Here is a 24488-nt window from a genome sequence, read left to right as displayed (position 1 = left end):
ATGCTTCTCTAATTCGGGAAGCATTTTTACTTTTGTTGTACATTTTACATCCAAAAGGCCTACTGTAATCGTAGATAATATAAAAAAACGCTATGACTATTCAAATTATCAATCAATCCATCGAAAATCAAAAGCAGCAATTACTCCAACATTCGCTTTATGAAAAAGTGAAAACGATAGACGATTTGCATTGCTTTTTAGAGAATCATATTTACGCCGTATGGGATTTCATGTCGTTATTGAAAGCCTTACAAAACAAATTAACCTGTACATCTACACCTTGGTTGCCTGTTGGAAGTCCGGAAACTCGCTATTTAATCAACGAAATTGTAGTAGCCGAAGAAACGGATTTGGCATTGGATGGCACACGTCAAAGTCATTTTGAAATGTATTTGGATGCGATGCAACAATGCGGTGCAAACACGAATGCGGTTGGTGTTTTTTTAGAGAATGTAAAAACCACTCAGAACATTTTTGTCTCTATTAAGCAAAGTGATTTACATCCGAATGTGAAAGCGTTTTTGGACTTTACTTTCCGCGTGATAGAAGAAGGAAAACCACACAAAATTGCTGCTGCATTTACTTTTGGAAGAGAAGATCTGATTCCGACTATGTTTACCGAAATTTTGCGCAATTTTCAAACCAATTTCCCAGAAACCAATTTGTCAAAATTAATCTATTATTTTGAGCGTCATATCGAATTGGATGCTGATGAACACGGTCCAATGGCGATGCAAATGATTACTGAATTGTGTGGCGAATCGGAGCAAAAATGGAGAGAAGTGCAGGAAATATCCGTTTTGGCCTTAGAAAAACGCATCGGATTATGGAATGCTATTGAGGAGCAACTGGTTCAAAAAGAAGCCTTGGTTTAACCTTTTTTCTTCTCTTTTTTATTCAGTTTTTTAACCAATTCATCAATCGATAAGTTGTATTTAGTGGTGATGATGAAACGATCGGTTTTGGTCGGATTTAATCGATCTTCGTACATGATTGAAAGTCCGATTGTATTTCCGTATTTTAACTTATAATCACTCCCAAACTGGTACCGAGTTCTGTGGTATTTTACTTCATTGCTTTCTAGTTTAATAAAAAATTCAGGAGAGAAATAAACCGAAGCTTTACTTTTGGGTATGTTGTAATCTACAGTGAATTTCTGGCGAAGGTATTGATTCGGTTCTTTGAATTCGTTCCAATAATCAGCATTGAAATAAGGCGTGCTGAATTGGTAGCGTGTTCGTGATGTGAGAGTGAATTTCTTAATCTTATAATCAAAAATAAACGAGGCAAACAACCGTTGGTTATCGTTTTCAAATGAAGTGGTGTAACGATAACCTGCTTCTAAAGCTATTCTTTTGTTGATTTTATATTCTCCCGAAAGCTGAAATACACTGGCTTGAAAAGTAGAAACATCTTTTTCTAACGCATAACGATAATTAAAGTCTACTTTCCATTTTTTATTAATTTTATAACTCAATGAAGGACTCAATCGCAATTGCGTATCGGTGTCTTGAGCAAAACCAAAACAACCAATCAACAAAAAAAGGAATCGTATTTTCTTAGTCATTATCAGAAGCTGTTGGTAACATATTTTCACTTTCTTTTGCATAATAATAGGCTTTAAGTAGAACCGTATCTTTTAAGTAATTAATTGACACAATTTCTACTTTATGAATTTCTAAACCCGTTCGTTCAACTAAATCAGCAATTAGCTCATCGCGCACATCGGGTTTGATTAATCGCACGTTATCGTAAATAATCTCTTTAACATTTTCATTATTAATAAAATTCAATCGTTCTAAGAAAAAGGTCAGAATCAAAATCACTACATTACATACAATCATAATCATAAAGCCATCACTTGAATTGGCCAACGAATTGAGCATTCCTAATGCAACACAAACGAAAAAGTAGCCCATATCTTTGATGGAAACCACAATCGTTCGGTATTTAATTATGGAAAAAATAGCAAAAAGTCCGAACGCAAATCCCATTTTAATTTTTGCTGCTCCAAGCAAGTAACAAATCATAAAATTGATGACGTTGAAGAGTACAAAAGTGAAAATAAAGTCTTTGTTTTTATGCTTGGGATAATAAATCAACCCAACTAAAATCACTATAGCCAAAACATCAATTATAGCTCTGATTGAAAAATCATATAGGCTAAAAACTGCAGCTACTTTTTCTTCTGTTTCCATATTATAATTTGTTTATTTTTTTGATTAAGGGCAAAAAATTATTCATTCTAATATTTTCTTTTAAAGCAATTACGCCAAAAATATATTTGCTAAAACGTTGTTCTCTGATGTTGTTTTTCTTTAGTAATTCGGTGATTATTGATCGTCCATTAGATTTGGATTGCTTGATTTCGAGTACATAAAGATCTGCGAATTGCTTTTGACTCAATTCATCAGAGAAATGAATGTTGAAATCCAATGTTATTCGCTCATACAATTCTTCATTAACAAAAGTGATTCGATTAAACTTATTGTTCAGAATTACACTTAAATCGGCAATTGGCTTTCGAGATAATTGTTGCACTGCTCTTTTTTTGTTTTCATCAATGATCGAAATTAATTGGTCTATTTTTTCTCGAATCTTTGACGTTCTATCGATATTTTCTTTCTTCTTAATTTCGAAAAAACTCATATTGGTTTCTACATATTTTCTACTTCTTACTTTCATCCGATTGGTGTAACCATTGTGATGATCATAATAAAACTGTAAATCTTTGGTGTCAAAATAGTTATTTTCGTAGGTAAATATTTTGTCATTTCCAATCATCAATACTCTGTAATTCTGCTGAATAACAGGCAAAATAAGTTCCAACTGTTGTCTGTTGAGAACGTACTTATTGTCGATACGATTGAGCAATGCAACGCTATCAAGTTCCGTTAAAGAAACTGTGTTCATCGCTGTTAGAAAAGACATCATTTAGTTATTATTTTAGAATGAAATAACAAAATCTTCTGTCACAACCTCTTGTTTTTTATCGGTTATTTCAATGGTTTTTAACACAAACACCTGATCCCAAGAACAATAATCACAATCGCCAAAAACCCAAATATCATAGGTTCCTTTGTGCAAATAATTGAATTTGAATGAACCATCGTAAGCCGAATCCATGCTATCAAAATAGTTGGTTTCACCGTGTTTGCTGATGTACACTTTTACACCACCAATATAATCTTCATTGACTAAAAATCCGCTGGAATTAAAATCTTTCCCATAGATTTTCCCTGAGATGGATGCTAAACCTCCATAACCTTCATCATGAGAACATGACCATAATCCCATGATAATAAATACTAATAGTATAACTTTTTTATTCATTTCATTTATAATTAATTAACACAAATATACTGTTTTGGAGACAATAACATAATGATTTCTGAAGACATGACTTTGAACTGAATAAATTATTGCTATAATTTGTTGCATGGATTTAAAAATGCTTCCACGTTTTTTTTTTAATACCGTTCATTTTTATCAAAAAAAGGAGCTTTTCTAAACTATTTACTTTTTACTACCATCACGGCAAAAAATAGTGGTGAATAGAAATTGTTCGATAATTTATGTAATTTTGGGTGACTTGCTCAGACCTTTTAGACTTCTTAGAAATTTAGAAAATAATCTTAATGTCTTACAGTCCCAAAGCGAAGCGAGTCTAAAAATCTAAAAAAGATGTCTTCACAAGATCGATTAACGCGCGCCTACCAACAAGCCAAACGAATACAGTTTACCAATTCTGACAAATTCATTTTGCTCAGTGATTGCCATCGCGGTGATTCGAGTTTTGCTGACGATTTTGCCAACAACCGAAATATTTATTTTCACGCGGTCAATCATTATTTTAATTACGGTTTTCAATACATCGAATTAGGTGATGGCGATGAGCTTTGGGAGAATTTATTCTTTAAAGACATCTTTGAAGCCAATAAAAACGTATATCTATTATTACAGAAAATTTTCAATGCTGGAAAATTGCACATGATTTATGGCAATCACGATATGGTGTACCGTAATCCGAATGTAACCAAAAAGTTGCTTTCAGAATATTTTGACCCAAAAGAAGGTAAAAACGTACCGCTATTTCCCGGAATTCAATTCCACGAAGGAATTGTTCTTGAACATGCTGAAACCAAGCAAGAATTGTTTTTAACGCATGGGCATCAAGCCGATTTCATGAATTATGTTGGTTGGAAAATCAATCGGTTTTTAGTTCGTGTTTTGTGGAAACCTTTACAAGTTTGGGGTATTAAAGACCCAACAAGTCCGGCTAAAAATTACGTTGAGTTGATTAAAGTAGAGCGTCGCATAAAAAAATGGATTGCCGATAACGGAAATAAAATTACCATCACAGGTCACACGCATCGTCCGCGTTTCCCAAAACCGCAAGACAATGCACTTAATTATTTTAATGATGGAAGTTGTGTTCATCCACGTAGTATTACCGGAATTGAAATTGAAAACGGAACCATTGCTTTAATCAAATGGTACATCGACACCAAAGAAGATGGTGTTTTGCAAATAGTAAAAGAATATTTGGAAGGTCCAGTAGATTTGAGTTTATACCAATCACAATAGATGAAAAAAATTGCTTTTTTAGTTATAGTTGTACTGACTATTAGTTGTTCTAAAGACACACTAGCACCTAACGAAACTCCGCCTCGGAACCTTCGTTATTTGGCTTTAGGAGATAGCTATACGATTGGACAGAGCGTTTGTACTACTTGTCGTTTTCCAGAACAATTAAAAGACAGTATTAAAAAACGATTGAACTCCAACGATTTAATTTCTTTGAATGTCATTGCACAAACCGGTTGGACAACAACCAATTTAAAATCGGCTATTGCTAATCAAAATCCGTCAACCAATTATGATTTAGTTACTTTATTGATTGGAGTCAACAATCAATACCAAAACAAACCCTTTAGTTTGTACGAGCAAGAATTTCCTGAATTGGTTGCCATTGCCATAGAAAAGGCACAAGGAAAAAAAGAAAATGTGATTGTAGTTTCAATTCCAGATTATGCCTACACACCATTTGGAAATGGTAACACTACCATTTCAACTCAAATTGACACTTACAACGCATTTGCCCAAAATTATTGCACAACCAACAACGTTACTTTTATCAACATTACTGACATTACTCGTTTGGGATTGGCACAACCAAATTTAGTAGCTACTGACGGTTTGCATCCATCAGAGTTAGCATATAGTAAATTTGTTGAACGTATTTTGCCTCAAGCAAAAAATAAGTTAGGATTGTAAGAAAGAGTTGTTTATTGCTCAGGTGCAATTTCAATTTCCAAACCATCAATAGCTTCAGTAATTGGAATTTGGCAACCCAATCGCGAATTATCTTTTACGTGATACGCTTCCCAAAGCATGGCTTCTTCATCGGGGTTTCGTTCAAGCGAAATCACATCGTTTAACACATAACACTGACATGAGGCACACATCGCCATTCCACCGCAAACACCTACAGTACCTTCTTCGGCTAATTCATAAGCACGAATGAGTTCCATTACGTTCATGTTCATGTCGGTTGGCGCTTGTACTTCATGGCGCACGCCGTTTCTGTCGGTGATGTAAACTGTTACGTCTTGTGACATTTTGTTATTCAATTGATTTTACTACCGCTTTTTCAGCTTCTTTTCGTGTTCCATCAAAACCATCAACACCCGAAACCGTTGTGTATTTTAATACATATTTCTTACCAGGATTGATTCGTTGGTAGACACTTTGACACATTAAAGTAGCTTCGTGGAAACCGCACAAAATTAATTTTAGTTTTCCTGGATAAATATTCACATCGCCAATCGCATAGATTCCGTCGATGTTGGTTTGGTAATCCAATGCATTATTTACTTTAATGGCGTTTTTCTCAATTTCCAATCCCCAATTGGCGATGGCTCCTAACTTTGGAGTCAATCCAAAAAGCGGAATAAAATAATCGGTTTCAAATACGCGTTGAATGCCTTCATTTTCTAAAGTAATGCTTTCCACATGGTTTTCTCCTTGAATCGCCACCACTTCGGCTGGAGTAATTAAGTTGATTTTGCCTAATTTTTTGAGTTCTTGCACTTTTTCTACTGAATCTAAAGCGCCACGAAATTCATTTCTTCTGTGCACCAAAGTCACCTCAGATGCCACATTCGAGAGAAATATACTCCAATCTAGAGCAGAATCACCACCACCTGCAATTACAATTCGTTTGTCGCGGAACAATTCAGGATCTTTCACAAAATATTCCACTCCTTTTTCCTCATAGAAAGCGATGTTTTCTAGTTGTGGTTTTCTCGGTTCAAACGTTCCTAAACCGCCCGCAATGGCAACGGCTTTGGCATGGTGTTTTGTTCCTTTATTGGTGGTAACGATGAACGTTCCATCGTCTAATTTATCAATAGTTTCTGCCGTTTCAGACAAGGTAAATCCGGGCTGGAATTGCTTAATTTGCTCCATTAAATTGGTCACCAAATCGCCTGCTAATACTTCGGGGTAACCCGGAATATCAAAAATAGGTTTTTTAGGATACAATTCGGCTAATTGTCCGCCAGGTTGCGGTAGCGCGTCGATAATATGACATTTTAATTGTAATAATCCTGCTTCAAAAACAGCAAAAAGACCCGTTGGGCCAGCTCCAATTATGAGTATATCGGTTTCGATCATGTTTAAAATCAGATTTAAAGCACAAATTTACCTACTTCTGTTCGATTCATTCGTGACTTAAGTTACACAGTGCAAAAATGATAAAGTTGTGTTGGTGATTCAATGATAAATATCATTCAACTTAACCACAATTACATCACGTTTTCTACTGTTTCTATTTGTGGAGCGTATTTTTTTATTGTTGTTTCAACTCCCGCTTTCAAAGTCATTTGATTGACACTACAACCTGTGCAAGCGCCTTCAAAACGCACTTTTACATGCTTTTCGTTATCGATTGAAACCAACGAAATATCGCCACCATCCGAATTTAAAAACGGTCTGATTTCTTCTAAAGCCTTTTCAATGTTTAAAGTCAATTCTTCGTTTGTCATTTTTTTTGATTTTAGGACTATTTTACTGTCGGACTGTAGAACAGAATCATACAATCTTACAGTCTTACAGTCTATTTTTTCACTGCCGAACAACCCGCCATTGTGGTTATTTTGATGGCTTCGGTTGGAGCTAAATTTTCATTTCTATTTACTGTTTCTTGCACCACGTTTCGGGCAATTTCTTCGTATACTTTTTCTAATGGTGATGCGGTTTGCAGAGCGGCTGGTCGACCATAATCTCCAGCTTCGCGAATGCTTTGTACTAATGGAACTTCGCCTAAGAATGGCACTTGTAAATCTTCGGCTAGGTTTTTTGCACCTTCTTTTCCGAAAATATAATATTTGTTGTTAGGCAATTCTTCTGGAGTGAAATAGGCCATATTTTCGATAATTCCCAAAACAGGAACATTTATCGCTTCTGATTGGAACATCGCCACTCCTTTTTTAGCATCGGCTAAAGCCACAGCTTGCGGTGTACTTACAACAACTGCGCCCGTAACCGGAAGCGCTTGCATGATGGAAAGGTGAATATCGCCTGTTCCTGGTGGCAAATCAATTAGCATAAAATCCAATTGACCCCAATCAGCGTCAAAAATCATTTGATTTAAAGCTTTGGAAGCCATTGGTCCGCGCCAAATTACAGCCTGACTTGGAGAAGTAAAAAACCCAATGGAAAGTAATTTCACTTCGTAACTTTCTATCGGCTTCATTTTTGATTTCCCATCGACTACAACAGAAATCGGTTTTTCGTTTTCAACATCAAACATAATCGGCATACTTGGTCCGTAAATATCGGCATCCAAAACACCTACTTTAAATCCCATTCGAGCCAAAGAAACCGCTAAATTAGCCGTAGTAGTTGATTTTCCTACTCCACCTTTTCCTGAAGCAACCGCAATAATATTACTAATTCCTGGAATGGCTTTTCCTTTGATTTGATTCGGATTTTCGGCCACTTCTACCTTGATGTTCACTTTTACAACCGCATCAGGTGAAAATTGTTCGTGGATTAATTTTTTGATGTCGTCTTCGGCACGCTTTTTAATGTGCATGGCTGGAGTTGCGATTACTAAATCAACCACAACTTCATCCCCAAAAGTAATTACGTTTTTTACCGCACCACTTTCAACCATATTCTTCCCTTCACCAGCAATAGTAATGGTTTCTAATGCTTTAAGAATTTCTTTTCTATCTAATTTCATTATAGTAGCTTTTAGTAAAACCCTCTTTATTAAGAATGATTTTAGATTGCAAAGATAGTAAGAAGTTTAAGAGTATTAAAACAAAGAAGTTTAAAGTTTTCTTATAATTGGATAGCCTGTCTTTATGGCTAATTTTAGTAGTATTAATGAATTTTTGAAAAATGTAGGAACCAATTACAAATCGGTCATTGGATTCCAAAAATGCTTTTCAAAATCAACAATTTGATTATTGACCACTTTGATCCCTTCGTTTTCTAATAATTGTTGCATCAAATTAGTTCCTTCAAAATGGTGTTTTCCTGAAAGCAATCCTTTTCTGTTGACTACTCTGTGCGCAGGAACATCTTCTATGTTGTGCGATGCATTCATCGCCCAACCGACCATTCTAGCCGAACGAGCAGCTCCGAGTGCTTTTGCAATCGCGCCATAAGATGTTACTTTCCCTTCTGGAATTTGACGTACAATTTGATAGACGCGTTCAAAAAAATTCTCTTCCATTAGAAATAAAATTTCAACACATTAACCAAAGTAATCAAAGCTACGATTCCGGTTACTATACCGATGAATTTGTTCATGTTTTTGATTAAAAACTCTGTTCGTGATTGGAGTTTTTCAAAAAATAACACGTAGCAATAAAACACGAAAAAGGAACCAGATACAATTCCGAACACCAAACTGTAGGTAGAAGAAGCTTCGAAATTAAAAAGTTTATATGAAGCTAAAGTAACACTGATGAAAACGTAATACGGAATCGGGAAGAAATTCAGCGCCGAAATCAACATTCCCATAAAAAATCGACTGCGTTTGCTTTTCAATTGTAATTTTTCTTGTGGATTGATTTTGGGTTCTTTGGCAAAAAAGAGAAAATAGATGGAAAGCGCCATGAAAATTCCGAGCCCAATTTCCCTAAACAACACTACGATTTCTTCGTGTTGATTGATGTATTGAGCAAACATTACCGAAATGTAGGTTTGCAAAAAGACAATTATAGTGGCACCTAAGACAAACATCATGGCTCGTTTTCTACCATCGGTAATTCCGACTTTGGCTGCCGTCATATTGATTAAACCTGGAGGAATTACTCCAACCACAGCCGAAAGAAAGCCAAAAAAGAAAGGTAAAAAAAGAGTCAAACTGTGATGGTGTTAAATGAAACCTCTGAAATCGAAACTTCAGTCTAAAAAACGGGCAATCGGCTATTTTATTTTAAAACGAATATACGTAATTGCTTTGTTAATTTCCAAATATTGTTTTTCGTAAAACGTTTGAATTTCAGTTACTTCGCTCGGCGCACCTTCATTTTTATACACATTGTGATTGGCGTACAATACTTCATGACCTTTGCCGTGCAACAATCCTAAAGTATAACCGTGCATGAATTCGCTGTCGGTTTTTAAATTCATCACACCATCGGGTTTTAGGATTTTCTTGTACAATTTCAAAAACTCCGAATTAGTCATTCTGTGTTTGGTGCGTTTGTATTTGATTTGAGGATCGGGAAAAGTAATCCAGATTTCATCCACCTCATGATCGGCAAAAATGAAATCTATCAATTCGATTTGAGTGCGCACAAACGCTACATTGTTCATTCCGCTTTCAACAGCTGTTTTGGCTCCACGCCAGAAACGCGCACCTTTTATGTCAATTCCGATGTAATTGGCATTTGGATTTCTTTCGGCCAAACCAATCGAATATTCGCCTTTTCCGCAACCTAATTCAACTATAATTGGATTGTTATTCTTAAAAAAATCGGAGTTCCATTTTCCTTTCAACGGAAAACTATTAGAAACCACTTCTTCTCTACTTGGCTGAAATACATTGCTAAATGTTTCGTTTTCCTTGAATCTTTTGAGTTTATTTTTACTTCCCACGGTTCTAAATTATTGGGCAAAATTACGGAAATAAACGCAACACATATAAAGTTTTGATAATGTTTAAATAACCTTAACATTAGCGTGATGACTTTATTTTGTAATCTGAAACCTTTGAATCGAACTGTACGAAGTAAAAAGTTTTATTTTGAAAAAAAGAAAAGTAGAAGTTGTGGTTATATCCGATGTGCATTTAGGCACTTATGGTTGCCACGCCAAAGAACTCGTTCACTACCTGTCTTCTATAAAGCCTAAAACACTCATTCTCAACGGCGATATTATTGATATTTGGCAATTCCGAAAGTCGTATTTTCCTGCCAGTCATCTGAAAGTGATTAAGAAAATTATTTCACTCAGCTCAAAAGGCACTAAAGTGTATTATTTGACTGGTAATCACGATGAATTTCTTCGAAAATTTACCGATTTGCATTTGGGAAATATGAGTTTGCTCAACAAATTAGTATTGAATTTAGACGGGAAAAAAGCATGGATTTTTCATGGTGATGTTTTTGATGCTTCGATTAATCATGCCAAATGGTTGGCCAAATTGGGCGGTTGGGGTTACGATATTTTGATTCTAATGAACCGCTTTTTGAATTGGGTTTTGGCGCGTTTTAAAAAAGAGCCTTATTCGCTTTCAAAAAAAATCAAGAACAATGTGAAATCGGCGGTGAAATTTATTTCTAATTTTGAGAATGTCTGTACCGAATTGGCCATCGAAAAAAACTACGATTATGTGATTTGCGGACACATTCACGAGCCAAAAATGGAAACTATTGAAACCAATAAAGGAAAAACCGTATATTTAAACTCTGGTGATTGGATTGAAAATTTGACATCGTTAGAATACAATAATAAAAAATGGAAATTGTACCATTACGACAAAAACCAGATTGAAGTTGACGATGAATTGCACTTTGAATACGAGAACATTTTAGCCGAACAATTCATTTCGGTTTTACACAAAAAATAATGAGTAAAAACATTCTAGTTGCTCCACTTAATTGGGGTTTAGGTCACACTACACGTTGCATTCCGATTATAAAAGCTTTGGAAGAAAATGGTTTTGCACCCATTTTGGCCAGCGATGGGAGTGCTTTGGCTTTGTTGAAAAAAGAATTTCCTCATTTAACCGCTTTGGAATTGCCATCGTACCAAATTGAATACGCCAAAAAAGGCGAAAACTTCAAATGGAAACTCATTAAAAACAGTCCGAAAACCATTAATGCCATTTTAGAAGAGAAGAAAATGGTGAAAAAATGGGTGAAAGAATACGATTTGTGTGGCATCATTTCCGACAATCGTTTGGGTGTGCGTAACAAAAAAGTGCCGTCGGTTTTCATCACGCATCAACTGACAGTTTTATCAGGAAAAACCACATGGATTTCGAGCAAATTGCATCAATTTTTTATAGCTAAATTCAATGAATGTTGGGTTCCAGACACCAAAGATTTTCCGAATTTATCTGGAAAATTAGGACATTTGAGCGAGACCAATCTCAACATTAAATACATCGGAATATTGAGTCGTTTGCAGAAAAAAGAATTGCCGATTCAATACCAATTGATGGTGATTCTTTCAGGTCCTGAACCGCAACGCACCTTATTAGAAGAAAAACTAATCGAAGAACTTAAACAGTACAACGAAAAAGTAGTTTTCATCAAAGGCAGAGTAGAAGCTGAACAAAAAATGGAGCAGAAAGGCAACATTACTTTTTACAATTTCATGCAGACTGAACAACTGGAAAAAACCTTCAACGAAAGTGAAATTGTGCTTTGTCGTTCGGGTTATACAACGGTTATGGATTTGGCAAAATTGGAGAAAAAAGCGTTTTTCATTCCGACTCCGGGACAATTTGAACAAGAATATTTGGCTAAGAAATACAAACGTGAAGGCTTGATTCCAACGGCAAGGCAAGACAAATTTAAGATGGATGATTTGAACGAAGTAATTGTTTACAAAGGCTTACCAAAATTTACTTCAGACGCAAATTGGAAGAATTTATTCCTTCTTTTCGAGAGTGAATGAAAACTCTGAACCTTTTCCGAATTCGCTTTCCACATAGATTTTTTCGTTGTGACCTTCGATGATGTGTTTTACAATTGAAAGTCCCAAACCTGAACCACCTTCGCTTCGAGCGCCACTTTTATCGACTCTGAAAAAACGTTCAAACAAGCGCGAAATGTGTTGCTTTTCAATTCCTTCACCATTATCTCTGATGCGAACGATGATTTTATTTTTTACCAAATCTTCGATGGTAACTTCAGTTGTACCGTTTTCCCTTCCGTATTTAATCGAATTCATGACTAAATTGGTCAAAACCTGTTGAATTTTTTCCTGATCAGCAAATACTTTAATTGGCTTGCTGTATTTTCGGTCGAACATCAAAATGATATTCTTTTTATCGGCTTGCATTTCGAGTAAATCAAATACATTTTGGATCAATTCGACTAAATTAAACTCGGAAAATTCGAGATTCAAATCGCCCATTTCCAATTTCGAAATCATGTCCAAATCCTCAACAATGTAAATCAATCGTTCAACTCCTTTCTCGGCTCTTTCGAGGTATTTTTTACGTAAATCTTTGTCTTTCATGGCACCATCAAGTAAGGTAGAAAGATAACCCTGAACCGTAAAAAGAGGAGTTTTGAGTTCGTGCGACACATTTCCCATGAATTCACGTCGGTATTCTTCGCGCACTTTGAGATTTTCGATTTCGAGTTTTTTATCTGTGGCGAATTTTTTCACTTCTTTGGTCAGAGTGGCCATGTCGGTTGTAATCGCTTTACTTCTCAACGTTGCTGAATCGAGCAAAGAAACATCGTCATAGATTTTCTTCACTCTTCTGTAGATGAAATGTTCTACGCGGTATTGCAATACGAAAAAGGCAAAAATGGAAATGGAAACAGCAAACAGCAAACATATTTTCCAGTTGAATTCGGCAAAAATCAATAATAAAGCGGAAAGGATTCCAGTAGAAAAAAGGGTAATATACAAAGTAGATATTACAGCAAAAGTATATGATTTTTTAAAGTTCAATCCCATTAAATTGAGTGTTCAGTATTCAGTTTTCAGTGTTCGGTTAGTTTATTGAACACAAATAATAATTATGCAAAGATAATTAATTAAGCTTCAAACTTATAACCAACACCTTTAATGGTTTTGAATAAATCTTCCCCTATTTTTTCGCGAAGTTTTCGGATGTGTACATCGATAGTTCTTCCACCAACAATTACTTCATTACCCCAAACTTTATCTAGAATTTCTTCTCTTTTGAATACTTTCCCTGGTTTTGATGCTAATAAATGGAAGAGTTCGAATTCTTTTCTTGGTAAGATTATTTCAACACTGTCCTTAACAATTTTGTATTCTTCACGGTTGATTTCGATTCCGCCTACGTTCAACGTTTCAGAAGTAACCGAATCACTCTTCAATCGGCGTAACAATGCTTTTACTTTGCTTACCAATAATTTGGGTTTGATTGGTTTTGCGATGTAATCATCTGCGCCAGCGTCAAAACCAGCAACTTGAGAATAATCTTCGCTTCGAGCCGTTAAAAAAGTAATGATAACATTAGAAAGTTCCGGAATTTTACGAATGTTTTCACAGGCTTCCATTCCGTCCATTTCAGGCATCATCACATCCATTATAATCAGTTGCGGAATTTCCTTTTTGGCAACAGCAATTGCTTCCTTACCATTACTTGCTGTTACTATTTTGTATCCTTCTTGTGACAAATTATATCCAACAATTTCGAGGATATCTTGTTCATCATCAACCAATAGAATCTTAATTTCTTTTTTCTTCATAATGCAAAAAAATTAACTGCTTTGCGATGGTAAATATAAGCATATAAAGATAGGAAAAAATGACTTAACTATAATTTAATCTAGTAACATTTAGGTAATATTTGCGCAACATAATAATAAAATGCAAGTAACTTGAACTTTACATTGTGGTGGTTTCTTTGCACCAAATTTAAACTACCACACCCGATGAAAATCAAACTATTACTTATTACTATTTTATGTTACACGTTTTCTTTTGCGCAAACTAAAGGAACAATAAAAGGTACAGTAACTGACAAAGACGCTAACAATATTCCTCTGGCTTTTGCCAATGCAGTAATCAAAGGAACAACAACTGGTGTTACAACTGATGAAAAAGGAGAATACGTTATTTCAATAGCTCCAGGAAACTACATTTTACAATTCAGTTTTATTGGATATGAAAATGCCGAAGTTCCTGTAACGGTTGTTGCTGGTGAAACGGTTATTGTAAACAAAGAACTTGGTTCTGGCGGATACAAATTAGAAGATGTTGTCGTTCAGAAATCGGTGAGTCGAGAAAAAGAAACTGCTTTACTACTCGATCAAAAGAAAGCCGTTGAAATCAAACAAAGTATTGGTGCTCAGGAAATGTCACGAAAAGGAATTAGTGATGTTGAAGAAGGATTGACCAAAATCACTGGAATCACTAAAGTAGAATCACGTGGATTATTTGTAAGAGGATTAGAAGACCGATACAATTATTTATTGATTAATGATTTACAAGCACCATCCAATAGTCCGTACAAGAAAATCATTCCATTGGATTTATTCCCAACTGATATCGTAGGTGTTTTAAGTGTTTACAAAACGTTTAACCCAAATATTTCGGGAGATTTTGCTGGAGCAACTGTAAACATCGAAACCATTCAATCAAAAAGTATCACTAAGTTTAGTGTTGGTGCAGGATATACAACCAATAATAACGGTGAGGATTTTTTAATCTCTTCAGATGCCAATTCTACTAAAGGTTTCTTTGGTATGGTTGGAAAAGACAGAGAATTACCATCTGCATTTGGTTCAGTACCAGCAGCCGTTCGTTTATCTCCAGAACAGTATCAAGAAGGATACGCTCAAAATTCATGGAATGTTGATAATTCGTCAAGCCCTATTAATACTAGTGTTGGTGTACTTCATGCCGAGAGATTCAAATTCAAAAACGACAATACATTAAACTACACCTTGTCTTTAAACGGCGAAAACAAATTTGTTATTAGAAAAGGTGCTGACCGAACTATTCTTCAAGGTTTAGGAAATTACGACAATAATTTTTACAAAGAGGAATACAAATACCAAACGAATGCTTCGGCTTTGATTGGATTAAAATACAAAGCAAAATGGTTTGATTTAAGTTCAACTACTTTCTATTTACGTTCAACTGAAAGTAAAATTCAAGATCAATTAGGGTACAGCAACAATCAATCGACAAATCCAAACATTTTAATTCGTTTGAATCAATTTGATCAATCCGATTATTTGAACTCTCAATTGTACGGAAACTTAAAATTGACTAGCGATTCAAAACACACCATAAAAGCAGGCGGATCGTTTGTAAAGACATCGTACCAACAACCAGACAGAAAATTCATCATCGGTGAAAAAGTTAGTGAAACCGAAATTAACACTTCGTACGGTGGAAATCATTTGAATCGTCAATATTTGGATGTAAAAGGAAACTATTTTGTCTCTGGTTTGTTGGAGTACAATTATAAAATGAAAGAAAAAGAAAACGGGAAGTCAAATAAACTATCTGTTGGTTACAATATGTACCGCAATGATTTATCTTCTACTTATAGAATTTTGGCTGGAGTAAGAAATTTAAATAAAAATTACACGGCGCCAATCAACACTTTAGATCAATACATTGTAGACGATATCAATAATGGTATCATCTTTTTCAGAGAAGAATCAAATGCAGATTACAAAGTAAAATTGAATCAATTTGTGAATGCAGGTTATGTTAATGCTTTCTTCAGTTTCGGTGAAAATTTTGAAATCAATGGTGGTGTTCGTGTAGAAAACTCAAGTCGAACTTTAAAATTCAGAAATTTTGGAGATGGTATTACTGATCCTTACCGCAAAAAAACAGATGATGAACTAGACATTTTGCCTTCTATCAATGCTAAATATGCTTTAAAAGACAATTTAAATCTTCGTTTTAGCGGTTCGAAAACTATTACGCGACCAGTAACTATGGAAGTTTTACCGATTACTTACATCAGTGCTGATGGTCAAAGCGAAGTTGGAAATCCGTTACTTAAAAACAGTGAAAACTACAATGCTGATTTGAAACTTGAGTTTTTTGCTACCAATAAAGAATTATTTGCAATAGGCGTATTTGGAAAAAAATTAAACAATCCAATCGAAAAAGTGTTCATTGCTGGTGCTGGAGGAAGTGGAAGTTTGACTACGTATAGAAATTCAAAAGAAGCAATACTGTTTGGAGCAGAAATTGAAATGTTGTTGCAATTAAGCAGAATCAACAAAAACTTAGAAAATTTCTCTTTTGGATTCAACACTTCTTTATTAAAAACCGATGTAAAAGTTGATTTCGGAAATACTTCTCTAGAAAACGAGCCTTCAAGAGCATTACAAGGAGCTTCTTCATGGATTATTAATTCTGATTTAAAGTATGAATTTGAATTTGCAAAAGACATGAAAAACACGGTGTCATTGGTATACGGAGTTTATGGCGATCGAATATTTGCCGTTGGTGGTTCGGGTGTAGATCATATTTATGAAAAACCATTTAACAAATTGGATTTTGTTTGGTCAAGCAAATTATCAGAGCATATTGATGTGAAATTTGCAGTTGATAATATCTTAAATCCAGAATACAAATTAGAATTAGGAGACAACAATCGATTTGAGTTGTTAGAACCTTCTAATATTTTAGAAAATTATAAACGCGGTGTAGGATATTCTCTTAATCTTTCTTACACTTTTTAATACCTTTAACACAGACGCTTATAAATAGGCGTCTGTGTTGCTTTATGTTAATTCAATTAAAATCAATTTACACAAAATTTACATCCAGTTTAATTATTTATAATGTTTTGATAATGCTAAGGTAAACGGTTTAAAATTCCTTAAAAATACATTTGTAACAAATTATTAAACTACAAAAAAACAATCACAATGAAAAAATTAGTATTCAGCTTAGCAATTTTAGCAACTATCTTTACAGGATGTTCAGATGACGATGAAGATGTAATAACAACTCCAATCGGAACAGGTGAAATTACAGGCGACATTACCACTGCAAAAGAATATCCATTAGGAAATTATACCATTAAAGGAACTGTAAAAGTAAAAAGCGGTGCTTCATTACGAATTGCAGCCGGTTCTACAATTACTGCTGATGTAACCAATGGTCCGGACGCACTACTTATTGAAAATGGTGGAAAATTATTTTTAGAAGGAACTGCTGCTCTTCCAATTGTATTTACTGAAACATCTAAAACTCCAGGTTCTTGGGGTGGAATTATCATGTTTGGCGATGCTCCAATTGTAGGTGCAAACGGTGTAGTTTCAGCAACATCTGAAGATGGAAACGCAATTCCTTACGGTGGATCAAACCCAACACACAACGGTGGAATTTTAAAATACGTTAGAGTAGAATTTGCTGGAAAAAAATTAACGGATAACACTAGTGAAATGAATGGTTTTTCATTTTATTCTGTTGGAAGTGGAACTGTTTTAGAAAATTTAGTTTCATTTAAAGGTGCTGATGATGGTTTCGAATTTTACGGTGGAACTGTGAGTGGTAAAAACTTAATTTCGTACGGTAATTTTGACGACTCTTTCGATTGGCAAGACGGATGGAAAGGTCAAGACAACACTAACTGGTATGCTTACCAATTAAACACTGGTAATTTCGGAATGGAAATTGAAGCTAAAAGTGTGAACAACTCATTTTGGCCTAAAGTAACTAACATTACTTTAAAAAGAGCTGCTGGAACAGTTACTGAAGGTGGAAGTTCGGCTGCAGAATACGATGCCATTCAATTCAAAAAAGAAGGTAATGGTGATTTTTCCAACATTTTAATTTCAGGTTATACAACTGCTGGTGCAACTGCAGTTCGAATTCAAGATGCCAACACCAACACTAATCAAGTAAATGGAAGTAAAATCAAATTAACCAATGTTAAAATTAATGATGGAACTTCAGAATTTGGCGGAGTAGGAACGTTTACAATCACTTTCCCTGCGGGTCAATATACTACAAGTGCATCTGCAACTGGAGCTACATTAACTCCTGGTGCTTGGGCAATTGTTGATGGTGTAAACTTGATTCAATAGTCAAATTTATATAATAAAAAAAGCTCATCGGTTGATGAGCTTTTTTTATACCTTTTATTTTTAAATTAATTTTTTGCAATTGCATTTTGAGTTTTCACTCCAACAATTTTGTTATTTGAGAAATCAACCTCATTTACACAAACCGAATTAGAATAATACATCCACGTTCCCGTTTTTGCACCATCTGTATATTCTGCAATCGCTTGAACATTTCCATTAACATCATACGATGTCCATTTCCCGTCCAATTTGCCATCTTTAAAATAACCTACTTGTTGTACTTTACCATTGTCATGATAATAGGTTGCTTTAACCAAAGCACCTTCTGCCTCTAAAACAGGATTACTATTTTGACTGAACATCATTCCAGATACCATTAAAGCTACAACTAAAAGAAACTTTTTCATAATCATTGGGGTTTTAATTAATAATACGGTAACAAATATAATTATTATTTTACAATAAACAAACTTTTTGTTAACAATTTGGTAACATTGAATTTTTTTAATCTGTTTTTAACTTCAACTGTATCAAAAACTTGTTAATTTTTAATGATTGGCATTGTTTTTGAAATATTTTTTCTATGTTTGTACTAACCAAATTGTGCTCATGTTAAAAAAATACTTTTATATTACACTTTTCTTCCTTTGTTTTACTGCCTCTAGTGTAGTAGCTCAAGAGGGAAAATCTGCTGGAAAAACTCAGGAAAGCATTGCTGATTTGAGTGTCTATCCTAATCCTGTGAGCAATGGTAAAATCTACATCACTTCAAAATCAAGTGCTGACAAGTTGGTAACCATCTTTGATGTCTTGGGTAAGAAAGTACTTCAAACCCAATTAACATCAAAAGAATTGAATGTTTCTTCACTTTCTCCTGGTGTTTACATTATTAAAGTAGAAGAAGGTGACGCTTCAGCTACTAGAAAATTAATTGTCAGATAATTACAACTCTGTAACTTTAACTATTTTTTTACTTTGATAATTTTAAATTACTAAAATTGTCCCTATCTTTGTACCCTAATTTTACATTTTTAAATATGAAAAAAATTTACTCATTACTTTTATTAGTAGTAACATCTGTGTCGTTCGGACAAATTTTCTCAGATGATTTAAATTACCCAGACGCAGCTTTATTAACTGCAAACGGTTGGACAGCACACAGTGGTGCTGGAACTAACGCAATTGATGTTGGTGCTTCAAACGGACTTACGTATACAGGTTATTCTGGTTTGACAGGATTTACTGCTGCTGCTGTTGGGAATGCAGCTTTACTAGACAATACAGGAGAAGACGTAAATAAAACATTTGCTGCTCCAGTAACTACTGGAACTTTATACTATACTTTCTTAGTTAATGTAACTGCTGCAACTGAAGGTTATTTTACACATTTAGGTTCTTTAACCACTTTTGCAGCTAGAGTTTTTGTTAAGCCATCTGTAAACGCTGGTAAAATTAATTTTGGCCTTTCTAATACTGGAACTGCTTCCTACGCAGTAACTCCAACAGATTATGATTTAAATACAACTTACTTAGTAATTGTAAAATACGATGTATCAACTACTGGTGCTGCTAGTATTTGGGTAAGATCGGCTGGTATTCCAGCTAACGAAGTGGCTGCAGGAACTCCTGAGCACACTACAACTGGATCGGGTATGGCTTCAATCGCTGGCGTTTATTTACGTCAATACAATGCGGGTCAAAATATCACTGTTGATGGTTTACGTGTATACGGAACTTGGTTTAATACTTCTGCTTGTCCATTAACATTGGCTGCTGAAACAAAAGCTTGTGACGCAAACACATTGAACATTGATACGTATACAGTTACTGTTCCTTTTACTGGAGGTAACTCAGGCGCTTATACATTATCTTCAAATGTTGGTACTGTTGGAGGAGATAACCCAAACACTACTGCAGAAGGAAACATCACGATCAGCGGAATCACTGAAGGCACAAACGTTACACTTACAATTACTGGAGCTTGTACGATAACTAAATCGATTACAGCACCAGAATGTAAACCTATCAACCCATTACCTTATGCTGAATCATTCCCTTACACATCAGGAAATGCTTTAGGTCTTGAGCAAAAATGGACTAATGTAAACACAGGTGATAACATTGTAGTTGCTGATAACAGTTTATTCTATACAAACTTCGCATCTTCAGGAAATCAAGTTACTTTCTCAGGTGCTGGTGCAGAAGCTTTTACACCTTACACTACTACTACTAGCGGAACTTTATACGCTTCTTTCTTGATGAGTGTAACTAGTTTAGACAACGTTACTACAGATGGTACAGCAACTTATTTTGCCGGGTTAACTGACGCTGCAAAAGGCTACAACTCAAGAGTATTCATCAAAAAAACAGGTACTCAATACCAATTAGGTTTGGATACAGCTTCTACTACAACTAATTACGATGCTACTTTGAGAAATACTGGCGATATTGTTTTTGTTGTTTTAGGTTACGATTTCGGAACAAACGAATTAAAAATGTGGATTGACCCAAGTCCAATTTCATTTACTGCTGCTACTCCAGCTACTTTAACTAATACTCCAGCTGCAACTTATACAGATTTGGGTGGATTTATTTTAAGACAAGATGGAGGAGCAAGTACGCCTTCTATCAGTTTTGACGAATTGAGAGTAGCAACTACTACTCCAGATTTATTCTTATCAGTTGCTCAAAATGAAATTGCTGGTTTAAATGTTTATCCAAACCCTGCAAACAATGTTTTATTCATTGAAACAGAATTGAACGACGTGAAAAACATTGCAATTTATGACCTTTTAGGAAAACAAGTATTGAACACTACAACGGCTTCAACTGAAGTTAATGTTTCTAACTTAAACAGCGGTTTATACATTGTAAAAATTACAGAAGCGGGTAAAACAGCTACTAAAAAATTAGTTATCGAATAATTAATTTTAAAATCATAAAGAAAAAGCCTTAACGAAAGTTAGGGCTTTTTTGTTTTCATTACTTTTGCAAAAAAAATACTTGATTCCAGTTCACGACATATTCACTATTTCCAATCAAAAACAATTTGAAAAAATTGCCTTGAAAATCTTTCGTTTTCAACACGAAAACAATAAGGTATACCGTGAGTTTTGTGAGTTTCTCAACGTAGAAAAAGGCACTGTAAAATCCATTGAACAGATTCCGTTTTTACCCATTCAGTTTTTTAAAAGTCATGATGTAGTTTCGTCAACTGAAAGCATTCAGCAAACATTCACCAGTAGTGGAACTACCGGAATGATAACGAGCAAACATTTAGTAACCGACGTTTCATTGTACGAAGAAAGTTACCGCAAGGCCTTTTCTGAATTTTACGGTAACATTGAAGATTATGCGATTTTAGCCTTGCTTCCATCCTATTTGGAACGCGAAGGTTCATCACTAATTTACATGGTGAATGATTTAATTGAACGATCCAACAACCCCAATAGCGGGTTTTATTTACACAATTACAACGAGCTGACAACTAAATTAACCGAACTTGATGCTTCTGGGCAAAATGTACTTTTAATTGGTGTTACTTATGCATTATTGGATTTAGTTGAAAAACAGAAATTCCAGCTAAACAACACCATTATCATGGAAACGGGTGGGATGAAAGGCAAACGCAAAGAAATGATTCGAGAAGAATTGCATCAGATTCTGTGCGATGGTTTTGGCGTCAACAGCATTCACTCGGAATACGGAATGACCGAACTTCTTTCGCAAGCCTATTCTTTAGGCAACGGAATTTTCGAATGCCCGAATTGGATGTCTATTATGATTCGTGACACCGAAGATGCTTTGACTTATGTTGACATGGGAAAAACAGGCGGAATTAATATTATTGACTTAGCCAACATCAACTCGTGTTCATTCATAGCCACTCAAGACTTAGGAAAAAAATACCCTAACAATTCCTTTGAAGTTTTAGGCCGTTTCGACAACTCTGATATTCGTGGGTGTAATTTGATGGTGTTGTAAATTCACCCAAAATAAACTACTTTTTTCAGCGTTTTAGTTTTAAACCGAACTATGCGTATTGCGTTACTTTTTCTTTTCCTTTCATCCCTTTTGTTCGCTCAAAATCCTATTGTCGATCTGAAAATTGACTCGATTGAGGTTACTGATTTCGATGATGAAAGAAAATATACAGTACACTACCACATCGAAAATCGTACTGATAAAAAGATATCGTTTCTTTTAGACACCTCCAATAACGACACAATTACAGGTGTAAAAACCAATAGAATTATTCCTATTATATATCAAGATACTACTGCAATAAAAGATTTCATATTCATTAAGAATTATGATTATACTGAAGTTTTCAAATTCATAAATGATCTTCGAAATTCAAAAACAGATGCAGAAGAAGAAGCTATAAAAAATGATCCCGAATTCAAAAAACTAAAAATTCATCCGATTTGTTTGGAGAAAATCATCGAAAAAAGAGAACCTGATTACAAAAAGATTCGTCTTTTTGAAAACAATACTATTTACAAAACACTCAAAACGCTCGAACCAAAAGAAATCCAACACTTTCAATTGATTTTGTTTTGGAATAAAGAACGGTATTTCAAAAGTGAGGAAAACGAATACTACTTGGAAGCCAACAGCAATTACTCAATTGAGCTTAGCTTTTCCACAAAAGATTTCGACTATTTGTACTTTGATTCGACTGAAGGCTTTGAGTACGACAAATCGCTATTCTTCAATAGTGAGACTATTTCCAATAAAGTAACTTTTCATTTTAATGAATAATTCTATAAAAAAAGACGCTGTGAATGGCGTCTTTTTTATTCTAAACTATTGTAATTAAATAGTAATTTTTCTTTCCTTTTTGTAAAACCAGAAACTTGTCTTTGACTAAATCTTTATCTGTAATGACATAATCTTCGGCAACTTTAGTTTTATTCAACGAGATTGCATTTTGCTTTAATTCACGTCGCGCTTCACTGTTGGAAGGCAAAAAATTTGTTTTAGCAGACAAAGCCGCAATCATGTCCAACCCTTCACCAAAATCAGCTTTTGAAATGGTTGCACTCGGAACACCATCAAAAACCTCAACAAAAGTAGCATCGTCCAATTTTGCTAAATCATCCATAGTCGGACTAAAAAAAGCACTCGAAGCAAAAATCGCTTTCTCCAACTCTTCTTTTCCGTGTACAAAAGTTGTTACTTCTTCTGCCAACCGTTTTTGTAACACACGTAAATGTGGTGCTTCATGATGTTGCGCAATCAAACTTTCAATCGTATTCTGATTTAAAAATGTAAATATTTTAATGTATTTCTCCGCATCAACATCAGTTGTATTCACCCAAAATTGGTAGAATTTGTATACCGAAGTTTTATCAGCAGTCAACCATACATTTCCGCCTTCGCTTTTACCAAATTTAGAACCATCGGCCTTAGTAATTAACGGACATGTCATGGCGTAAGCTTTTGCTCCTTCACCATTCATTCGACGCACCAATTCGGTTCCAGTTGTAATGTTTCCCCATTGATCACTTCCGCCCATTTGCAACAAACAATTGTGGGTTTTGTACAAATGATGAAAATCGTAGCCTTGAATCAATTGGTACGTAAACTCGGTAAAACTCATTCCTTCTCCGGTTTCGCCGCTCAAACGCTTTTTCACCGAATCTTTGGCCATCATGTAATTCACTGTTATTCGTTTTCCTACATCACGCGCAAAATTGATGAACGAAAAGTCCTTCATCCAATCGTAGTTGTTCACCAAAATAGGTGCATTGGCACTCGTATCGTTAAAATCTAAAAATCGTGATAAAACCGCTTTTATTCCGGCTACATTTTTATCTAAAGTAGCTTCATCCAACAAATTGCGCTCGTCCGATTTACCCGATGGATCACCAATCATTCCAGTTGCGCCACCTACAAGAGCAATAGGTTTATGTCCGAAATTCTTCAAATGAACCAATAAAATAATCGGCACCAAACTTCCAATATGCAACGAATCGCTCGTCGGATCAAATCCGATATAGGTTGTGGTCATTTCTTTACACAGTTGTTCTTCTGTTCCTGGCATCATATCATGAACCAATCCGCGCCATTGCAATTCTTGAACTAAATTTTTCATCGTCTTGTACTATTTTGCGCAAATATAGTTGTTAGATTTCAGATTTCAGATTTCAGATTTCAGATTTTGTAAATTAGTGACTTTACAGTGACAGAAAAAATTAAATTAGCTTGGTGACTTTGTGCCTTAGTGGCAAA

26 protein-coding genes are annotated in these 24488 nt (G+C 34.9%); 11 read left to right on the top strand and 15 right to left on the bottom strand.

All coding sequences use genetic code 11. The features are described from left to right. The first annotated feature begins 92 nt into the window (after positions 1–92). Entirely contained in the window at positions 93–875 is a 783-nt protein-coding gene (locus tag VK161_RS03510) for a DUF3050 domain-containing protein (RefSeq protein ID WP_324213372.1), read from the top strand. On the opposite strand, the gene VK161_RS03505 is transcribed toward VK161_RS03510, so the two are convergent. Genes VK161_RS03505 through VK161_RS03490 form a run of 4 tightly spaced genes read right to left on the bottom strand, consistent with a single transcriptional unit; the run spans position 872 to position 3333 of the window. Continuing rightward, entirely contained in the window at positions 872–1567 is a 696-nt protein-coding gene (locus VK161_RS03505; protein ID WP_324213371.1) for a DUF2490 domain-containing protein, read from the bottom strand. The genes VK161_RS03510 and VK161_RS03505 overlap by 4 nt on opposite strands. Continuing rightward, positions 1560–2198 (bottom strand): DUF4956 domain-containing protein, encoded by a 639-nt coding sequence (locus VK161_RS03500; protein ID WP_324213370.1) that lies wholly within the window; start codon positions 2196–2198, stop codon positions 1560–1562. Before VK161_RS03500 ends, VK161_RS03505 begins: the two co-directional genes overlap by 8 nt. Before the next feature lies 1 nt (position 2199). Continuing rightward, positions 2200–2934: a polyphosphate polymerase domain-containing protein gene (locus tag VK161_RS03495; protein WP_324213369.1), complete on the bottom strand. Its 735-nt coding sequence runs from the start codon at positions 2932–2934 to the stop codon at positions 2200–2202. Positions 2935–2946: 12 nt separating this feature from the next. After that, a complete protein-coding gene (locus VK161_RS03490) occupies positions 2947–3333 on the bottom strand; it encodes a hypothetical protein (protein ID WP_324213368.1) in 387 nt (128 codons plus the stop codon). Positions 3334–3684: 351 nt separating this feature from the next. Here VK161_RS03490 and VK161_RS03485 point away from each other — a divergent pair, with 351 nt between their 5' ends. Together VK161_RS03485 and VK161_RS03480 are read left to right on the top strand one after the other, a co-directional pair. Continuing rightward, the gene (locus VK161_RS03485) at positions 3685–4587 is read left to right on the top strand and encodes a metallophosphoesterase (protein WP_324213367.1); all 903 of its coding nucleotides are present in this window, start codon (positions 3685–3687) and stop codon (positions 4585–4587) included. After that, positions 4588–5277, top strand: a complete 690-nt coding sequence (locus VK161_RS03480; RefSeq protein ID WP_324213366.1) for an SGNH/GDSL hydrolase family protein — start codon at positions 4588–4590, stop codon at positions 5275–5277. It abuts the gene before it with no gap. An 11-nt stretch (positions 5278–5288) separates the two neighbouring features. On the opposite strand, the gene VK161_RS03475 is transcribed toward VK161_RS03480, so the two are convergent. From VK161_RS03475 to trmB, 7 genes are all read right to left on the bottom strand, one after another. Continuing rightward, on the bottom strand, positions 5289–5621 hold the full coding sequence (locus VK161_RS03475) for a ferredoxin (RefSeq protein ID WP_324213365.1): 333 nt from the start codon (positions 5619–5621) through the stop codon (positions 5289–5291). Between the two features lie 4 nt (positions 5622–5625). Beyond that, complete coding sequence (locus tag VK161_RS03470) at positions 5626–6678, bottom strand: NAD(P)/FAD-dependent oxidoreductase (protein ID WP_324213364.1); 1053 nt, start codon at positions 6676–6678, stop codon at positions 5626–5628. A gap of 131 nt (positions 6679–6809) precedes the next feature. Continuing rightward, a complete protein-coding gene (locus tag VK161_RS03465) occupies positions 6810–7049 on the bottom strand; it encodes a NifU family protein (protein ID WP_324213363.1) in 240 nt (79 codons plus the stop codon). A 71-nt stretch (positions 7050–7120) separates the two neighbouring features. Then, positions 7121–8251, bottom strand: a complete 1131-nt coding sequence (locus VK161_RS03460) for an Mrp/NBP35 family ATP-binding protein (RefSeq protein ID WP_324213362.1) — start codon at positions 8249–8251, stop codon at positions 7121–7123. A 174-nt stretch (positions 8252–8425) separates the two neighbouring features. Further along, entirely contained in the window at positions 8426–8749 is a 324-nt protein-coding gene (locus VK161_RS03455; RefSeq protein ID WP_324213361.1) for an MGMT family protein, read from the bottom strand. Continuing rightward, on the bottom strand, positions 8749–9384 hold the full coding sequence (locus VK161_RS03450) for a LysE family translocator (protein WP_324213360.1): 636 nt from the start codon (positions 9382–9384) through the stop codon (positions 8749–8751). Before VK161_RS03450 ends, VK161_RS03455 begins: the two co-directional genes overlap by 1 nt. A gap of 63 nt (positions 9385–9447) precedes the next feature. After that, on the bottom strand, positions 9448–10122 hold the full coding sequence (trmB, locus tag VK161_RS03445) for a tRNA (guanosine(46)-N7)-methyltransferase TrmB (RefSeq protein WP_324213359.1): 675 nt from the start codon (positions 10120–10122) through the stop codon (positions 9448–9450). Between the two features lie 148 nt (positions 10123–10270). On the opposite strand from trmB, the gene VK161_RS03440 reads away from it, so the two are divergent. Together VK161_RS03440 and VK161_RS03435 are read left to right on the top strand one after the other, a co-directional pair. Next, on the top strand, positions 10271–11095 hold the full coding sequence (locus tag VK161_RS03440) for a UDP-2,3-diacylglucosamine diphosphatase (protein WP_324213358.1): 825 nt from the start codon (positions 10271–10273) through the stop codon (positions 11093–11095). Beyond that, positions 11095–12150 carry a glycosyltransferase gene (locus VK161_RS03435; RefSeq protein WP_324213357.1) on the top strand — a complete coding sequence of 352 codons (1056 nt, stop codon included), beginning with the start codon at positions 11095–11097 and terminating at the stop codon, positions 12148–12150. The genes VK161_RS03440 and VK161_RS03435 overlap by 1 nt, the downstream gene beginning before the upstream one ends. On the opposite strand, the gene VK161_RS03430 is transcribed toward VK161_RS03435, so the two are convergent. Together VK161_RS03430 and VK161_RS03425 are read right to left on the bottom strand one after the other, a co-directional pair. Beyond that, positions 12124–13167 carry a sensor histidine kinase gene (locus tag VK161_RS03430; RefSeq protein WP_324213356.1) on the bottom strand — a complete coding sequence of 348 codons (1044 nt, stop codon included), beginning with the start codon at positions 13165–13167 and terminating at the stop codon, positions 12124–12126. The two genes, VK161_RS03435 and VK161_RS03430, sit on opposite strands and share 27 nt — an antisense overlap. 80 nt (positions 13168–13247) lie before the next feature. Beyond that, positions 13248–13931: a response regulator transcription factor gene (locus VK161_RS03425; RefSeq protein ID WP_324213355.1), complete on the bottom strand. Its 684-nt coding sequence runs from the start codon at positions 13929–13931 to the stop codon at positions 13248–13250. A gap of 186 nt (positions 13932–14117) precedes the next feature. On the opposite strand from VK161_RS03425, the gene VK161_RS03420 reads away from it, so the two are divergent. Together VK161_RS03420 and VK161_RS03415 are read left to right on the top strand one after the other, a co-directional pair. Then, complete coding sequence (locus tag VK161_RS03420; protein ID WP_324213354.1) at positions 14118–16898, top strand: TonB-dependent receptor; 2781 nt, start codon at positions 14118–14120, stop codon at positions 16896–16898. Between the two features lie 189 nt (positions 16899–17087). Then, positions 17088–18251, top strand: a complete 1164-nt coding sequence (locus VK161_RS03415) for a hypothetical protein (RefSeq protein WP_324213353.1) — start codon at positions 17088–17090, stop codon at positions 18249–18251. Positions 18252–18316: 65 nt separating this feature from the next. Here the strand turns inward: VK161_RS03415 and VK161_RS03410 are convergent, their stop codons facing one another. Continuing rightward, entirely contained in the window at positions 18317–18658 is a 342-nt protein-coding gene (locus VK161_RS03410; RefSeq protein ID WP_324213352.1) for a membrane-binding protein, read from the bottom strand. Positions 18659–18860: 202 nt separating this feature from the next. On the opposite strand from VK161_RS03410, the gene VK161_RS03405 reads away from it, so the two are divergent. The 4 genes from VK161_RS03405 to VK161_RS03390 all read left to right on the top strand — a co-directional run bounded on the left by VK161_RS03405 (position 18861) and on the right by VK161_RS03390 (position 23015). Further along, entirely contained in the window at positions 18861–19193 is a 333-nt protein-coding gene (locus VK161_RS03405) for a T9SS type A sorting domain-containing protein (protein ID WP_324213351.1), read from the top strand. Positions 19194–19288: 95 nt separating this feature from the next. Further along, positions 19289–21175, top strand: a complete 1887-nt coding sequence (locus tag VK161_RS03400) for a T9SS type A sorting domain-containing protein (protein WP_324213350.1) — start codon at positions 19289–19291, stop codon at positions 21173–21175. Between the two features lie 79 nt (positions 21176–21254). Beyond that, the gene (locus VK161_RS03395) at positions 21255–22235 is read left to right on the top strand and encodes an acyl transferase (protein ID WP_324213427.1); all 981 of its coding nucleotides are present in this window, start codon (positions 21255–21257) and stop codon (positions 22233–22235) included. 51 nt (positions 22236–22286) lie between these two features. Next, on the top strand, positions 22287–23015 hold the full coding sequence (locus VK161_RS03390; protein WP_324213349.1) for a hypothetical protein: 729 nt from the start codon (positions 22287–22289) through the stop codon (positions 23013–23015). Positions 23016–23055: 40 nt separating this feature from the next. Here the strand turns inward: VK161_RS03390 and tyrS are convergent, their stop codons facing one another. Beyond that, positions 23056–24351, bottom strand: a complete 1296-nt coding sequence (gene tyrS / locus VK161_RS03385; RefSeq protein ID WP_324213348.1) for a tyrosine--tRNA ligase — start codon at positions 24349–24351, stop codon at positions 23056–23058. Positions 24352–24488: the final 137 nt, after the last annotated feature.

It is taken from the genome of Flavobacterium sp. (genome assembly GCF_035299245.1).
Taxonomy (GTDB): domain Bacteria; phylum Bacteroidota; class Bacteroidia; order Flavobacteriales; family Flavobacteriaceae; genus Flavobacterium.
Note: the sequence above shows the minus strand (reverse complement) of the source record. Positions and strands in the feature narration are given on the sequence as shown.

Bases quoted from the DNA above. Each gene is read 5' to 3' on its own strand.
- VK161_RS03510 (WP_324213372.1), top strand. From the start codon at position 93: ATGACTATTCAAATTATCAATCAATCCATCGAAAATCAAAAGCAGCAA.
- VK161_RS03505 (WP_324213371.1), bottom strand. From the start codon at position 1,567: ATGACTAAGAAAATACGATTCCTTTTTTTGTTGATTGGTTGTTTTGGT.
- VK161_RS03500 (WP_324213370.1), bottom strand. From the start codon at position 2,198: ATGGAAACAGAAGAAAAAGTAGCTGCAGTTTTTAGCCTATATGATTTT.
- VK161_RS03495 (WP_324213369.1), bottom strand. From the start codon at position 2,934: ATGATGTCTTTTCTAACAGCGATGAACACAGTTTCTTTAACGGAACTT.
- VK161_RS03490 (WP_324213368.1), bottom strand. From the start codon at position 3,333: ATGAATAAAAAAGTTATACTATTAGTATTTATTATCATGGGATTATGG.
- VK161_RS03485 (WP_324213367.1), top strand. From the start codon at position 3,685: ATGTCTTCACAAGATCGATTAACGCGCGCCTACCAACAAGCCAAACGA.
- VK161_RS03480 (WP_324213366.1), top strand. From the start codon at position 4,588: ATGAAAAAAATTGCTTTTTTAGTTATAGTTGTACTGACTATTAGTTGT.
- VK161_RS03475 (WP_324213365.1), bottom strand. From the start codon at position 5,621: ATGTCACAAGACGTAACAGTTTACATCACCGACAGAAACGGCGTGCGC.
- VK161_RS03470 (WP_324213364.1), bottom strand. From the start codon at position 6,678: ATGATCGAAACCGATATACTCATAATTGGAGCTGGCCCAACGGGTCTT.
- VK161_RS03465 (WP_324213363.1), bottom strand. From the start codon at position 7,049: ATGACAAACGAAGAATTGACTTTAAACATTGAAAAGGCTTTAGAAGAA.
- VK161_RS03460 (WP_324213362.1), bottom strand. From the start codon at position 8,251: ATGAAATTAGATAGAAAAGAAATTCTTAAAGCATTAGAAACCATTACT.
- VK161_RS03455 (WP_324213361.1), bottom strand. From the start codon at position 8,749: ATGGAAGAGAATTTTTTTGAACGCGTCTATCAAATTGTACGTCAAATT.
- VK161_RS03435 (WP_324213357.1), top strand. From the start codon at position 11,095: ATGAGTAAAAACATTCTAGTTGCTCCACTTAATTGGGGTTTAGGTCAC.
- VK161_RS03430 (WP_324213356.1), bottom strand. From the start codon at position 13,167: ATGGGATTGAACTTTAAAAAATCATATACTTTTGCTGTAATATCTACT.
- VK161_RS03425 (WP_324213355.1), bottom strand. From the start codon at position 13,931: ATGAAGAAAAAAGAAATTAAGATTCTATTGGTTGATGATGAACAAGAT.
- VK161_RS03420 (WP_324213354.1), top strand. From the start codon at position 14,118: ATGAAAATCAAACTATTACTTATTACTATTTTATGTTACACGTTTTCT.
- VK161_RS03415 (WP_324213353.1), top strand. From the start codon at position 17,088: ATGAAAAAATTAGTATTCAGCTTAGCAATTTTAGCAACTATCTTTACA.
- VK161_RS03410 (WP_324213352.1), bottom strand. From the start codon at position 18,658: ATGAAAAAGTTTCTTTTAGTTGTAGCTTTAATGGTATCTGGAATGATG.
- VK161_RS03405 (WP_324213351.1), top strand. From the start codon at position 18,861: ATGTTAAAAAAATACTTTTATATTACACTTTTCTTCCTTTGTTTTACT.
- VK161_RS03400 (WP_324213350.1), top strand. From the start codon at position 19,289: ATGAAAAAAATTTACTCATTACTTTTATTAGTAGTAACATCTGTGTCG.
- VK161_RS03390 (WP_324213349.1), top strand. From the start codon at position 22,287: ATGCGTATTGCGTTACTTTTTCTTTTCCTTTCATCCCTTTTGTTCGCT.
- tyrS (WP_324213348.1), bottom strand. From the start codon at position 24,351: ATGAAAAATTTAGTTCAAGAATTGCAATGGCGCGGATTGGTTCATGAT.